Source organism: Shewanella schlegeliana (assembly GCF_016765635.1).
Classification (GTDB): domain Bacteria; phylum Pseudomonadota; class Gammaproteobacteria; order Enterobacterales; family Shewanellaceae; genus Shewanella; species Shewanella schlegeliana.
Map to the genome: position 1 here is coordinate 19,935 of NZ_JAESVD010000019.1, position 14,786 is coordinate 34,720.

At 44.8% G+C, this 14,786-nt stretch carries 11 protein-coding genes; 7 read left to right on the forward strand and 4 right to left on the reverse strand.

Features of this window, described 5'->3' with window-relative positions; all coding sequences use genetic code 11:
* Positions 1-198: 198 nt before the first annotated feature.
* From metF to JMA39_RS20995, 4 genes are all read left to right on the forward strand, one after another.
* Complete coding sequence (gene metF, locus JMA39_RS20980; RefSeq protein ID WP_202723828.1) at positions 199-1,089, forward strand: methylenetetrahydrofolate reductase; 891 nt, start codon at positions 199-201, stop codon at positions 1,087-1,089.
* 174 nt (positions 1,090-1,263) lie between these two features.
* Positions 1,264-1,644 carry a hypothetical protein gene (locus tag JMA39_RS20985; protein ID WP_202723829.1) on the forward strand — a complete coding sequence of 127 codons (381 nt, stop codon included), beginning with the start codon at positions 1,264-1,266 and terminating at the stop codon, positions 1,642-1,644.
* A gap of 87 nt (positions 1,645-1,731) precedes the next feature.
* The gene (locus JMA39_RS20990; protein ID WP_202723830.1) at positions 1,732-2,034 is read left to right on the forward strand and encodes a cysteine-rich CWC family protein; all 303 of its coding nucleotides are present in this window, start codon (positions 1,732-1,734) and stop codon (positions 2,032-2,034) included.
* A 56-nt stretch (positions 2,035-2,090) separates the two neighbouring features.
* The gene (locus JMA39_RS20995; RefSeq protein WP_202723831.1) at positions 2,091-3,068 is read left to right on the forward strand and encodes a DMT family transporter; all 978 of its coding nucleotides are present in this window, start codon (positions 2,091-2,093) and stop codon (positions 3,066-3,068) included.
* A 370-nt stretch (positions 3,069-3,438) separates the two neighbouring features.
* Here the strand turns inward: JMA39_RS20995 and JMA39_RS21000 are convergent, their stop codons facing one another.
* From JMA39_RS21000 to uvrA, 4 genes are all read right to left on the reverse strand, one after another.
* Complete coding sequence (locus JMA39_RS21000) at positions 3,439-5,295, reverse strand: DEAD/DEAH box helicase (protein ID WP_202723832.1); 1,857 nt, start codon at positions 5,293-5,295, stop codon at positions 3,439-3,441.
* Between the two features lie 228 nt (positions 5,296-5,523).
* Positions 5,524-6,492 (reverse strand): M28 family peptidase, encoded by a 969-nt coding sequence (locus JMA39_RS21005; protein WP_202723833.1) that lies wholly within the window; start codon positions 6,490-6,492, stop codon positions 5,524-5,526.
* Positions 6,493-6,581: 89 nt separating this feature from the next.
* Positions 6,582-6,884 carry a hypothetical protein gene (locus JMA39_RS21010; RefSeq protein ID WP_202723834.1) on the reverse strand — a complete coding sequence of 101 codons (303 nt, stop codon included), beginning with the start codon at positions 6,882-6,884 and terminating at the stop codon, positions 6,582-6,584.
* Between the two features lie 17 nt (positions 6,885-6,901).
* Complete coding sequence (uvrA, locus tag JMA39_RS21015) at positions 6,902-9,745, reverse strand: excinuclease ABC subunit UvrA (RefSeq protein WP_202723835.1); 2,844 nt, start codon at positions 9,743-9,745, stop codon at positions 6,902-6,904.
* A 265-nt stretch (positions 9,746-10,010) separates the two neighbouring features.
* Between uvrA and JMA39_RS21020 the strand changes: the two genes are divergently transcribed.
* From JMA39_RS21020 to JMA39_RS21030, 3 genes are all read left to right on the forward strand, one after another.
* On the forward strand, positions 10,011-11,378 hold the full coding sequence (locus JMA39_RS21020; protein ID WP_202723836.1) for an MFS transporter: 1,368 nt from the start codon (positions 10,011-10,013) through the stop codon (positions 11,376-11,378).
* Between the two features lie 32 nt (positions 11,379-11,410).
* Complete coding sequence (gene ssb, locus JMA39_RS21025; protein ID WP_202723837.1) at positions 11,411-12,073, forward strand: single-stranded DNA-binding protein; 663 nt, start codon at positions 11,411-11,413, stop codon at positions 12,071-12,073.
* Positions 12,074-13,207: 1,134 nt separating this feature from the next.
* Positions 13,208-13,873 carry a response regulator transcription factor gene (locus JMA39_RS21030; protein ID WP_202723838.1) on the forward strand — a complete coding sequence of 222 codons (666 nt, stop codon included), beginning with the start codon at positions 13,208-13,210 and terminating at the stop codon, positions 13,871-13,873.
* The last annotated feature ends 913 nt before the right edge of the window (positions 13,874-14,786 follow it).

A 14,786-nucleotide genomic window follows, 5' to 3' on the forward strand; every position in this document is an offset into this window, starting at 1 on the left:
GATTAAATCTTTATACTGATTGGTATTAATCAATTGAAAAGGGGCTCATTTGAGCCCTTTTTTATTGTCCCAAGAAAAAAATTCAATTGCCTGCTTTTTACTCTTGACTTCAATCTCAGTTTCTCTAGTATATGGACATATAGACGTCCAAACGTCTATTTGGGATTGCAAACTAATGCTGAAGTTGAGGAAGTAGAAATGGGTTTTCATCACGCACAACATGCAACATCATTAAATCAGAGTCTGTCTGAGTTAAATGGTGACATTAACGTTTCTTTTGAGTTTTTCCCTCCTTCAACTCCAGAGATGGAAAAGTTACTTTGGAACTCTATCCGTCGTTTAGAGCCGTTAAATCCTAAGTTCGTCTCAGTTACCTACGGAGCTAACTCAGGCGTTCGTGATAGAACCCACGGTGTGATTGAGAGGATCCAGAAAGAGACCGACTTAGTGGCTGCGCCTCACCTTACCTTGGTGGACGCCAGTGATGAAGAGCTTAAAGAGTTGGCAAAGCATTACTGGAACAGCGGTATTCGCGATATCGTTGCCCTGCGTGGTGACTTGCCAGACGGCAGTCCAAAGCCTACTCGCTTCGCTAATGATCTTGTACGTTTACTGCGTTCGGTAGCCGATTTTGATATTTCGGTTGCAGCTTATCCAGAGGTGCATCCCGATGCGAGTAATGCACAAGCTGACCTTATTCACCTGAAAAAGAAGATCGATGCTGGCGCTAACCGTGCCATTACTCAGTTCTTCTTCGATGTTGAATCTTATCTACGTTTTCGCGACCGTTGCGCTGCAGCCGGGATTGATGCTGAGATCGTGCCAGGGATTTTACCTGTCACTAACTTTAATCAGACTAAGCGCTTTGCGGCGATGACCAATGTGTCTATTCCTGGTTGGTTACATCGTCAGTTTGAAGGCTTAGAGGAAGACCCTACGACACGTCAGATGGTTGGGGCGAACGTGGCCATCGATATGGTTAAAGTCTTGTCTCGTGAAGGGGTGAAAGATTTCCATTTCTATACCCTGAACCGTGCCGAGCTGACCTATGCTATTTGCCACACTTTAGGAGTTAGGCCGGGCAGGTAACTTGTCGCATACCCTTGATTCATACATTGAGCCAATAACTGTTTCAGTTGTTGGCTTTTTTGTGCAGTATTCTTATTTTAAAGGGGTTACCTATAGGAATATGAGCGACTTGAGTATCAGGCGCTAAGTAGGTAGGCTTAATTGCGATGGAGTCATTTTGTACAGAATTTGATTATGGACAATCAACTAAAATTTATCTTCTTAACTCTAGCCTTGATAGGAATGACTGCTTGTCAGGGGGTGAGGTTTAATACCAATTTAACGCCAGAGTTTGCTGTTGATAAATATCAAACTAGTCAGGTTGTAGAGTACACTGCAGAAGAGGTGTATAACCATGACTCTCAGATGATCGGTGAGGTGAGCGCAGTCTATTGCCAAAGGATTAACACTCCAGCCCCTATCTACTCGAGTATTATTGAGACGTTAAAATATAAGGTACAGAAAATTGGCGGTAACGGCATAGTGGTGATGGAGTGCTCAAAGGATAACCCTTATGCCGCCTGTATCGCACATCTAGAGTGCCGAGCACTCGCTTATGAAGTTAATTTCTCCTAGTTTCTCAGTTTATGCGCCTGCCAGTAGACAGCCTGGTGGCTATTAGTGCTATATATCAATTAGGCTTTTTTGAATGAGACTGTGTCTATGAGTGAGCAGGATAGCTCCCTTTTACCTAATAAGGATTTTTTATTCGCTAAGGGCTTTGCTGATGCTAACCATTGTCCTCTGTGCAAAGGGCTTAATCGTTGTGCAGCAGAAACTGGGGCGGGTATTGAGCAGTGTTGGTGCAGTAAACAAGAGTTTCCAGACAAAGCGCTGCTCGCTCAAGTTTTAGAAGCTGAAGAGCTTACTCGCTTGAACGGAACTGCTTGTATTTGTGAGGCTTGTTTACAACGCCTACAGCAGTTGCACCCTCAAGGTCGCATGCTTTATAAGAGAATCGATTAGCCTACTAGACCTAGGGCTATCAATAGGGCAATATCGCCGATCTTGTTATTTCTTCAATGGCCATATTCATGGATCCGCGTGCTCAATGCTCCGAGTTTAAACTTGGATTTATCTTTATTTCTGTCGCAGTTGTTTTTTGGGGGATATTGCCGATAGCACTCAAGCTATCGGGGCAATTTATCGATGCCGTTACCTTAACTTGGTTCCGCTTCTTAGTCGCTCTGGTGGTAGGTTTTGCCATTCAGTATCTAAGTGGCAGCATCAAGCAGTTTAGAGGACTCGATAAAGTGTCTTGGCTAAAAATCACTTTAGCTGGCGTGTTCTTAATATTTAATTATGTTTCTTTTGTCTATTCGCTTAAGTATCTTGCGCCGGGCTCGGCTCAGCTTAACTTCCAAACCGCGCCATTTTTTCTGGCCTTTGGTGGAATGTTGTTTTTTAAAGAGCGACTCAATGCAATACAACTGAGTTGTTTTGCGACACTGGGCTTAGGCATGTTGATGTTTTTTCATCCCTATTTAGACTTTACTTCGGGGCCGTCAGATGTATGGAAGGGAGTGATGATAGTACAGTTCTCTGTGCTGTCATGGGCAAGTTATGCATTGATCCAAAAGTCGATGATTAAACGTCTATCACCCAATAACATTTTATTATTTATCTACTTATTTGGCATCTTGGCTATGGCGCCTTTTAGCGACTTTAGTCAGTTCACTGTAATGGATTCGAGTCAGTGGGCTATCGCGATTTTTTGTGCGATTAATACCGTTATCGCCTACGGTTGCTTTGGGCAGTCCATGAAGTATTGGCCCACAGGGCAGGTGAGTGCCATGCTGGCTCTGACACCAGTGCTGAGCTTTAGCCTTACAGCCATCGTGGTAGGCTTAGGTTGGTGGAGCGATATCATCAAAGGCGCCGTTATCGATGAGCTGTCATTTACCGGTATTGTAATGATTGTGGTTTCAGTAATTTTGGTACAGCTGTCACCTATGTGGCAAAAGCGCAGGGCGCAGCGAGAGATTAAGGCCGCAGTTTAGGCTTTAAACTAGCGTTATAAACTTAAGCGATACCGCTTATGTTATTAAAAAATACAGCCACCGTTAACGGTGGCTTTTTTATGTACTTTTTCTACAGCGCACTAGCTATTCACTAGCTCAACACACTGTGATTGAGTAACGTTGAGAGCGACTTTGAACCGCTATTGTAAATCTGTTATCGCAGTAAAAGCTGAGCATGATGGCTGCTTTTTATCGCTAACAGTCATGACGACTTCGATGCAATGAAGTGATTGTTTTGGGCGACTGATGACTATCTATTGTAGCTGCCTTTATGATAGGCAACAAAAAAGGAGCCATTAGGCTCCTTTTTTAGATCTTATCAAGAAACATCAGTTCCAAAGATTAAGACTTATTCTGCGTCTCTTGGACCTTTACGGTGCGGCTTTCTGTCACCAGAAGGACGACGGTCACTACGCTCGCCACGATCACCAGCAGGCTTGCGTGGACGACGTGGTGGACGGCTATCGCCACCAGAAGTATTAGCAAAAGTTTCACCAGCCGCTTCACGGATGTTTAGTGGACGGCCACATACGCGCACTTTCTTAAGGTGCTGTAGTACTTCTTTTGGCATGCCATCTGGCAAATCAATTGCGGTTACTTGGTCGAACAGTTGGATCTGACCGATGTAACGGCTATCGATGTTTGCTTCGTTAGCTACGGCACCAACGATGTTACCTACACCAACGCCATTGTCACGACCCACATCAATGATGTAGCGGCACATCTTAACATCTGGATTGTCCTTCAATGAATCCGCAGCACCTAGGTTTGCAGGTGTTGGGCGAGACTCACGACGTGGACGGTCGCTACGATCACGTGGACCACGGTCATTGCGGTCGTTACGGTCACGAGAGTTACGGTCATCACGGCTATCGCGTTGACGCTCGTTCATAGCTGGTAGCTGTAGTGGACGATCTTTCTGAACTTGTTGCAGTAATGCCGCAGCAAGAACGTCAGTGTCAACTTCTAACTCTTGACAAAGTGTGGCAACAGCACCCTTCATGAAATCTAAGTCTTGCGCGATGATTTCAGAAATTTGCTCACCTAGACGAGATAGACGACGTTCAGTCACTGTCTCTGGGCTAGGGATATCCATTGGCGAAATACGGCTCTTAGTTGCACGCTCGATAGTGCGTAGCATACGCATTTCACGGTGTGTAACGAAAAGAATCGCCATACCTGTACGACCAGCACGGCCTGTACGACCAATACGGTGAACATAAGCTTCAGTATCGTAAGGGATATCGAAGTTAACTACGTGTCCAATACGCTCAACGTCAAGACCACGAGCCGCAACGTCAGTCGCGATGATTATATCTAGTTTGCCGCGCTTCAATTGGTCAACTGCACGCTCACGCGCTTGTTGGTTCATGTCACCGTGTAGTGGAGACGATGCATAGCCACGTGCTTCTAGCTTTTCGGCTAGCTCAACACAGCTGTTACGTGTACGAACGAAGATAATGATACCTTCGGTCTTTTCAACTTCTAGAACACGGACAAGTGCTTCTAGCTTGTTGTGCTGTGATACTTGAACAAAACGTTGCTCGATAGTTTCAACAGTAGTATGAGTCGCAGCGATGCTTACATGCTGAGGTTCATTTAGGTATTTGTTAGCAACACGCTTAATCTGCTCTGGCATAGTTGCAGAGAATAGCGCTAATTGGCGCGACTTAGGCGTGTGCTCAAGGATCCATTCGATGTCATCGATGAAGCCCATTTTTAGCATCTCATCGGCTTCGTCAAGAACCATTGATTTCAATGTTTCAAGCTTCAGTGTGCCACGACGCATATGGTCCATAACACGGCCTGGAGTACCTACGATGATCTGAGGACCACGACGCAAGGCATTTAACTGCTGATGCATGCTTTGTCCGCCATAAATTGGCAGAACGTGTAGACCCTTCATAAATTTGGCGTAGCTAGCAAACGCTTCAGCAACCTGAACTGCAAGTTCACGTGTTGGCGCTAGTACTAAAATTTGTGGAGCATTAGTATTTGGGTCGATGCTGTTTAGTAGAGGCAGTGCGAAAGCACCTGTTTTACCTGTACCGGTTTGCGCCTGACCTAAAATATCTTTACCAGCCATAAGAGGCTCGATACTTGCTGCCTGGATTGGAGTTGGTTTTTCGTAACCTAACTCGTCAAGAGCACGCAACAAAGGCTCGGAAAGACCGAGTTCGCGGAAAGTTTTTTCACTGGATGACATGGGTTGTAGCCTTGTGGAATAGCAGAGCACAAAAAGTATGTGCTGATGTTTAATAGACAGAAAATCAACCCCGTGTCGACTTCCCGCACCGAAACATATCAGTAAGCCGACTAGTATAGCAGCTTACAATTGGTATTACCAATCAATCCTGAAGTTTTATCAGGTTTTAAAGCAAATTATAGGCCAAATAATGACTTGCGCTGGTTAAAAAACGACTAAACAGTATGTTTATTGCGGAGTTTTGAGTACTAAGCTGTCTATTTTTAGCAGTTGATAGGCAGATTCGCTAACCGCAGCGAGAAAGTTAACATCTACTTTATCCGCGGTGTCAGTCGGTTGGTGGTAATCCCTATGGATTGGTACGCCAAAATAGAGCCAAGGTATGCCTGCTTGATGAAAAGGATAGTGATCGGAGGCGCGTAAAAAGTCGATAGAGATGACTGAACCATCGAAGGCTTTAGGCTGCTGAGTTCGAATGCAGATCTGGTTATCTTGCCTGATGGACTTTCGCATCTCAGAGAAAGAATCGAAACGCCTTGCTCCCTCAATATAGATGGCGCCAGTTCGATCGGGTCTGCCAATCATATCAAGGTTTATTACTAGCTCTACCTGCTCAATATTGGGCGTTGTGCTTGCAAGCTTAAGTGTATCAACGAGAGCGTATCCTCCGTAAAGCCCTGGTTCCTCTGCATCAGTAGCAACAAATAGCAGATTAACTTTGCTACCTTGGTCTTTCGCAAATTGGGCTAGTTGCAATAATCCAGCAATGCCCGAAGCATTATCATCGGCACCAGGGTAATAACGCCTGTCGCTACCTCCAAGATGATCATAGTGGGCGATGATGACGCGCCAACTTTGGGTTTCCTGTTCTGCAGGGAGCATTCCGACCATATTGATCCCCACTCTGTCACGGAATGAGCGTCGGTAGCTAAAAGGGTGTCGATATTGGTCTTGCCAGGGGAGGAGTCCGACTTGTTCGAAGCGTTGCTGAAGAAATTCTCGGGTTAAGGCGGCACCCTCTGTTCCTGTTTTGCGTCCCTGTAAACGGGCCGAACTTAGGGCATGTAGATCGGCTGTAATGGTGGTAACGTCGGCCCAATAGATTGGCGGCTTCTTATCGCAGTTAGGGTGGCTTGCGCAAGAAGTCAGTAGCGAAGAGCCTAGTAAAGCCGTTGTTATTATCAGTAAACGCAGCATCCATTTTGCCTTTTGCTATACCTTACGAATGATATTGAGCCTTTTAATGAGATTAGTGCCTAACTTCCTGTTTGGCGATTATCTTTTGCTTACCTTATACTCGCTTTCTGTTGAGTTGTAGGTTTGCTCTCTCTGAGTTTATAAACCGAAAGGCGCGAAAACAGTCGCTGTTTAGCCGTGACTTTGACCCGTGAGTCTTTTTTTAGATTACCAACAGCCACGCGAGCGATACTGCCATCGGGCAGAGCTATGGTACTTGACTCATCATCACTGCTAATCACTCTAGCCTTGACTGACTTACCGCTACCCATGAGGGGGTCGAATACGGCAATAAGCAGCAAGCCTAGCATCATGACTAGGCTTGTGCTTAAGAAGAGATTTCTGAAGTGCATCAACTCTCTAACTGGCTCTATGTATTACTTAACAGTGGCTTTAAGAAGCGTGCTGTATGAGATTCGGTATGCTCAGCTACCTCTTCAGGCGTGCCTGCAACCAAAATCGTACCACCACCAGAACCGCCCTCAGGGCCGAGATCGATAATCCAGTCTGCAGTCTTTATCACATCCAGATTATGCTCAATCACTACAATAGTGTTGCCGTGCGACTTGAGGCGATGCAATACATCCAATAATAGTTGGATATCAGCAAAATGCAGACCCGTTGTTGGCTCATCGAGAATGTACAGCGTCTTGCCGGTATCACGTTTCGATAGCTCTTTAGCGAGCTTCACGCGCTGGGCTTCACCGCCCGACAGGGTTGTGGCACTTTGACCCAAGCGGATATAGGACAAACCCACATCCATAAGGGTTTGCAACTTACGGGCAATAGCTGGGATAGCATCAAAGAAAGGTCTCGCTTCTTCAACGGTCATCTGCAGTACTTCGTGAATGTTCTTGCCCTTAAAGCGAACATCTAAGGTTTCGCGGTTATAGCGCTGACCTTTACAGCTGTCACAAGGTACGTATACATCGGGTAGAAAATGCATCTCTACCTTGATTAAACCATCGCCCTGACAAGCCTCACAGCGACCGCCTTTGACGTTAAATGAGAAACGCCCTGGCTGATAACCGCGAGTACGCGACTCTTGAGTCGCGGCAAACAGTTCACGAATTGGCGTGAAAATACCGGTATAGGTGGCTGGGTTTGAGCGCGGTGTACGACCAATTGGGCTCTGATCGATATCGACCACCTTATCGCAATGGTCCATGCCGACCACTTTCTTATAAGGAGAAGGTTCATCAACTGTTGCACCGTTCAGTTGTATATGAGCAATCTTGTAGAAGGTGTCGTTGATAAGTGTGGACTTGCCAGAACCAGATACGCCAGTAATACAGGTGAACAAGCCCACAGGAATTTGCAGATCGACATCTTTAAGGTTGTTACCCGATGCGCCAAATAGCTCAATGAGCTTGTTTGGATCATATTGGCTACGCTCGGTCTTGATGTGAATTTGTTTCTCACCTGACAGGTATTGACCAGTGATCGATTCTTTACAATCAAGCAGATCTTGCAAGGTCCCTTCACCGATAACTTGACCACCATGTACGCCGGCGCCAGGGCCGATATCGATAACGTGATCAGCCATGCGAATCGCGTCTTCATCGTGCTCAACCACGATAACTGTGTTACCTAAGTCGCGCAGATGAATAAGGGTTTGTAGTAAGCGCTCGTTATCTCGCTGATGTAGACCAATAGAAGGTTCATCTAGGACGTACATGACGCCAACAAGGCCTGCGCCTATCTGGCTGGCGAGGCGAATACGCTGAGCTTCCCCACCCGATAAAGTATCGGCAGAGCGTGAAAGGCTTAAGTAATTCAAGCCGACATTAACCAGGAAGCCAAGACGATCGCGCACCTCTTTTAAGATCTTGTCAGCAATTTGGGCACGCTGTCCCGTTAGCTCAAGGTGTTCAAAGTATTGTGCGGCCTCACCGATTGACCACTGGGTCAATACTGGTAGGTTAAGGTCTTCGATAAAGACGTTACGGGCTTCTTCACGCAGACGAGAGCCACCACAGCTTTGGCAGGGCTGAGTGTTGATAAACTTAGTCAGCTCTTCACGGACGGCGTTTGACTCTGTTTCGCGGTAGCGTCTGTCCATGTTGTTTAAGATCCCTTCGAAGGGATGGTTTCTCACCACAACATCGCCGCGATCGTTAATGTACTTAAACGCGATGCTTTGATTGCCTGAGCCGTAAAGCACGATTTTACGTACTTCATCGCTAAGCTGCTCGAAGGGCTTTTCGATATCAAACTTGTAGTGATCCGCAAGCGAGGTCAGCATCTGGAAGTAATAGAAGTTACGTCTATCCCAGCCACGAATCGCGCCGCCAGCTAATGACAACTCGGTATTGGTGATCACCCGCTCAGGGTCGAAGAACTGCTGCACGCCAAGCCCATCACAGGTTTGGCAGGCACCCGCCGGGTTGTTAAAGGAGAAGATCCTCGGCTCAAGCTCGGCCATGGAGTAGCCACACACTGGACAGGCGAAATTGGCTGAGAATACATGCTCCTCAGGCTTAGCCTTGCCTTCGACAGGCTCCATACTGGCAATTTTTGCTATACCACCCGATAGCTCGAGGGCAGTTTCAAATGACTCGGCTAAACGCTGCTTCATGTCTTCACGTACTTTAAAGCGATCAACCACTACTTCGATGGTGTGCTTAACGTGAAGGTCTAGCTCTGGCGGATCGCTTAAGTCACACACTTCACCATCGATACGGGCGCGAATATAACCCTGTGCAGACAGGCTTTCTAATAGTTTTACATGCTCGCCTTTACGGTTGTTAATGACCGGAGCCAATAGCATTTGACGGCTGCCATCAGGCAGTTCTAGCACCTTATCAACCATCTGGCTAATCGTCTGTGCCGCAAGAGGCTTACCGTGAGTCGGACAGCGAGGCTCGCCTACACGGGCAAACAGTAGTCTTAAATAATCGTAGATTTCGGTAATGGTACCCACGGTTGAGCGTGGGTTATGAGAAGTCGATTTTTGCTCGATAGAGATAGCCGGGCTTAATCCCTCAATATGATCAACATCAGGCTTTTCCATCAAACTTAAGAATTGACGCGCATAGGCTGACAATGACTCGACATAACGTCGCTGCCCTTCTGCATAGAGAGTGTCAAATGCAAGAGAGGATTTGCCAGAACCCGATAGCCCTGTGATCACGATAAGTTTGTCACGAGGAATAGTCAGGTTGATGTTTTTAAGATTGTGGGTACGAGCACCACGTACTTCAATATTTTCCATCTAGCGTTCAGATCTCAAAGCCGAAAAAAGTGGTTAAGTATCTCACAAATTTGCCTGTGGAAATAGACAGAACTGGCTATCAATTGTAGGACGAAATTAAGATTTTGCATTGCGCTAGTGCTTGAGGCCCTTGATATTGGGGCTTTGAGAGTCAGTAAATTAAAACGTGACTCAAATATACACCTTTTACTTTTACCTTTGGGTTATTGAAAAACTTCATGATAAACTGCGCGACCTAATTTTAAGTTCATAGAGCAGGGCGGGCATGGCCAACCAGGGACTATCCAAGACTGAAAAAAAAGTCGCGTTTTCATTAGCCAGTGTGTTTGGGCTACGCATGATGGGCTTGTTTATGATCATGCCAGTGTTTGCGCTTTACGGACAGCATCTAGAAGGTTTTTCGCCTTTATGGGTGGGTATCGCCATTGGTGCATATGGCTTAACCCAAGCGATTCTGCAGATCCCTATGGGGATCTTATCTGATAAATTTGGCCGTAAGCCAATCATTCTCACAGGATTACTGATTTTTGCCTTAGGCAGTTTAGTGGCGGCCAATGCAGAGACTATTTATGGCGTAGTGGCAGGACGAGCATTGCAAGGCATGGGCGCAATTGCCGCCGCGGTGTTAGCACTTGCAGCCGATCTTACTCGTGATGAACAGCGTACCAAAGTGATGGCGATTATCGGTATGTGTATCGGTTTCTCGTTCGCACTGTCGCTATTGGTCGGTCCGATTGTGGCCCAGCAGTTGGGCTTATCGGGTCTATTTATGATGACAGCAGGACTCGCCATTTTAGGCATGCTGATCGTACAGCTGTTAGTGCCGACTCCAGTCGGTCAGGCCCCAAAGGGGGATACGGTTGCCGCGCCAGAAAAGCTAAAGCGCATGTTATTCGATCCTCAGCTGTTTAGACTCGATGCAGGCATTTTCATCTTGCACTTAGTGCTAACAGCAGTATTTGTGGCACTACCACTGGATTTAGTGGATGCAGGTCTAGCCAAAGAGAAGCATTGGATGCTCTACTTCCCTGCCTTTATGGGAGCGTTTTTCTTAATGGTGCCACTGATTATTATTGGAGTTAAACGCAATAATACTAAAGGTATGTTTCAGGTTGCACTTATCATCATGATGGCCGCACTGGGGTCGATGGCGATGTTTGCCGATAATTTAGTGGTGTTGAGCATTGCTGTTGTCTTGTTCTTTACAGGCTTTAACTACCTAGAGGCATCACTTCCTAGCCTAATTGCTAAGTTTTGCCCGGTGGGCGATAAAGGTTCGGCGATGGGCGTTTATTCGACCAGTCAATTTTTAGGTGCGTTTTGTGGTGGTTTATTGGGTGGTGGCGCTTATCAATTGGTCGGTGCATCAGGGGTATTTGCGGTCGCATTAGGTTTAATGTGTCTGTGGTTTTTATTGACCTTCGGCATGAAAAATCCTGTGCTACTCAAGAGTTACACTTTAGAAGCGAATGTGACCGATAAACAGAGCGCAGTGACCATGGCGACTGAGTTGTCAGCGTTAGCGGGCGTGTCAGAAGCTATCGTTGTCCTCGAAGAGAAAGTGGCTTATTTAAAAGTAGATGACCATTTCGATTTGAGAGAAGCCAGAGCTGTGTTACGCTCTGTCGATTAGTAAAAATTTAATATACGTTCCAGGAGATTTCAATGGCTAGTCGTGGTGTCAATAAAGTAATTTTGGTCGGTAATTTAGGGCAAGATCCTGAAGTACGTTACATGCCTAACGGCAATGCCGTAGCCAATATTACCGTGGCGACAAGTGAGTCTTGGAAAGACCAACAAGGTCAGCAGCAAGAGCGTACTGAATGGCACCGTGTTGTGATGTTCGGCAAACTAGCTGAAATCACTGGTGAGTATTTACGTAAAGGCTCTCAAGTTTACCTTGAAGGCAAGCTACAGACTCGTAAGTGGAAAGACCAAAGTGGTCAAGATCGTTACAGCACTGAAGTGGTTGTCGATCAAGGCGGCAGCATGCAGATGCTAGGTAGCCGTAACCAAAATGCTGGCGCGCCTGCACAGGGTGGCAACCAGAACTATGGTCAGCAGCAACAGCAAGGTGGCTACGGTCAGCAACAGCAGCCTCAACAGCAGAGCAGCTATCAGCCTAAGCCACAAGCTCCGGCTCAACAAGGTGGTTACCAACAGCAACCACAGCAACAGCAGCAAGCACCTCAACAAGGTGGTTATGCACCAAAGCCACAATCTGCACCAGCTCCGCAGCAAGCGCCACAACAGCGCCCAGCGCCACAGCCTCAGCAGAACTTCACTCCAGATTTGGATGATGGTTGGGACGACGATATCCCGTTTTAGGACATGTATAAATTAAAAGTGTCAAAATAGGCACCTAATAATGATGAAACCCAGCAGAAATGCTGGGTTTTTTATAGATTTTTATTCGCTATTTAATCTAATCCTTTGCAAAGTTAGCCTAAAGATGCCTTTTGAAAAATATAGATGAAAGAACTACGTCTTTATTCTATTTTTGATGCTTTGGTGGTAATAACTCTAGTTTTGAGCATAAAACTGATTGAATAGCTGCTAGTGTAGAAAATCAATAAATAAGCAAGTGTGAGATAGGATTGCTAGCGGTTGCTATCCGATTTTAAAATGGCGGCATATTAAGGTCAAAGGTGAACTGTATAATCAGTTAAAATATATTTGAATATAGAATGAGCTTCAAGATAGAGCGAGCAAGTTAGGCTATTGTTGCTAATAACGGAACATTAGGCACGTATAAGCACTGCTTGTTTGTGAGAGCTGTAAGTAGGCCATTTTGATAAATATTAGGTGACTATAATGAGAAAAAGATCTACCTATCAATAGATCATTTACGATCACCCCTTAGCTTGCCATTGGACTAAATATTGGTGGAGCCAATTCAATTCCATCTGCGATAGCATATAGACGCTAATGGTTAACCCCTAGGTCAGACTAAAGTCGTTTTCGACTTATTTCTCTACTCATCATGTGGTTAATTATTCGTTGCTGCAAAATATGAGCTTGTTTTGACACTTGATACTCAGGGCATCATTTCAATGCTAGTGCAGCATCGAGTATTGCAGCTTAGGTGTACAAGAAATCCATGGAGAAACTCTAATCACTATTTTTGTTTGCGCGCATTTTCTATGTCGCGAATTTAAAGAAAGAGGAGCGTCAGAGCAAACGGTAAATATCAAAATGCACCAGAAGATAGTCAAATAACAAGCTTACAAATTTTCAATAAATTGCTGAAGAGAAAGCTCTTTGCCTGTTAATCCTGTTTGTTTTTTGTGGTTTTATATTTTGTTATATTGTGTTTTTATGGGGGTTTACTTTGTTGTCTCCGTTTGTGCTGGTTGTGTTATCTGTTTTGCGTGGCTGTAGGTGTCGGTTGCCAAACTAGCGCTTAATTTGGTTAGGAATGAATTTAGTGCGAAGAGTCGTTTATTTCAAGGAGTGATTTTAATGAGTAAAATCGATGAGCTAGTGTTTATTCATCAGGCTGTATCGCCATGTCATTTGGCTATTTTGGCCGAATCTATTGGTTTAAAGACTAGTGTAATAAAAAGTCCATCAGATCTTGTAATGGAAAATGGGGGGAATCGCTTCATGCTCGTTGCTCAAAAGGGGGCAGCCCTTGATAGTAAAGGGATCCCTTTAGTTGTAACTAGACTTGTACCTCAGTTTCCAATCGCTTTATATCAAGTTGAACGTGATACGTTAGATCCTAAAGCTGCAATACTGCAGGGAATTAAGGGGATATTATATACCGATCAGGGAATGGATTTGCTATTAATTGGCTTACGTAAAATGATTGCTAACGAGCTTTGGTACGAGCGAAAGTTACTGAGTGACATACTTAATTATTTAGTTAAGCATTTAAATAGTGGCTCTGAGCCTTCGCAAGAAGGTGCGATGATGATTCAAATGCTAACCGAGCGTGAAAGAACCATTATTAAGCTAGTCTCAAGTGGAGCGCGTAATAAAGAGATTGGCCACCAACTCTGTATAAGTGAGCATACGGTAAAAGCACATATCTCATCGATTTTTAGAAAGACCCAGTCTCGTAATAGAGTTGAATTGTTACGTTGGATGCAAACTTACCAGAGCCTATTCGAACTATGCTCTTAATTGCTGCCACTTAGATAGTGGAGTTCTACTTTGAGCTTAAATCAATACCGAAATCATATAGAAAAGAAAGGAAGTTTTAGCTCCCTTTTTTGGTCTTACGGTTTGCTCCATTCTAACTTTATACTAGGTTAGCACGACTTAAATTGCTTGAAAAACTGTGGCATTGTTGGCTAAGTCAGCGAATAGATTACAGCATAGCCTAGCTTGCTGTAATTGCTGTGGAAAACATAGCCTTCATTGTTTGAAATATTATTAGACGTTCCTGCTTCATGTTAAATAAGTGCGAACACCTTTATAAATTATGGCTGCGATATTTCCTTAACTATACTGGCTCCGTTATGAAGAGGCTCATTTTGAGCTGAGGGGAGTGATTCGAATTGTTTTGAAACTGAATCGAATGCTAATGCTCCTCCATTAAAGAATACAAGATGAAGTTCATTTCACTCTGAACTTACAGGCGAGATGCTCTACAAGGAGCGGATCACTAGTGAAGTATCTTAATTCACCTTGCTGCATATTTGTCGTGATAAGAAAAAGGCGACTTAATTTTTAATGGTGGTAAATACCCGATGTTTTTATCATTGTTTGCTTATGATTTTTTGGGATTAATTATCGTCGATATTTAAATATTTTAGACTTTACTCTAGTTCGATGGGATTAGTAGTTAAGTGTTAAATGCTTAGTGTGGTGTTTCAAAGGGTGAGGATCTATGGCAAAAGCTAAATGTTTTAAACATATCGGACATTCACTCTGTTTATCAGCCATCCAAACAAACAGCGGCCATAGTGGTAAGCCCCTAGAACAGTAGACACTTCATAGAGTTATACTTAACCAAAAATATGAGGTGTTACATGCGCGGAAAACGATATCCAGATGAGTTCAAAATAGAAGCTGTTAAACAAGTCACTGAGCG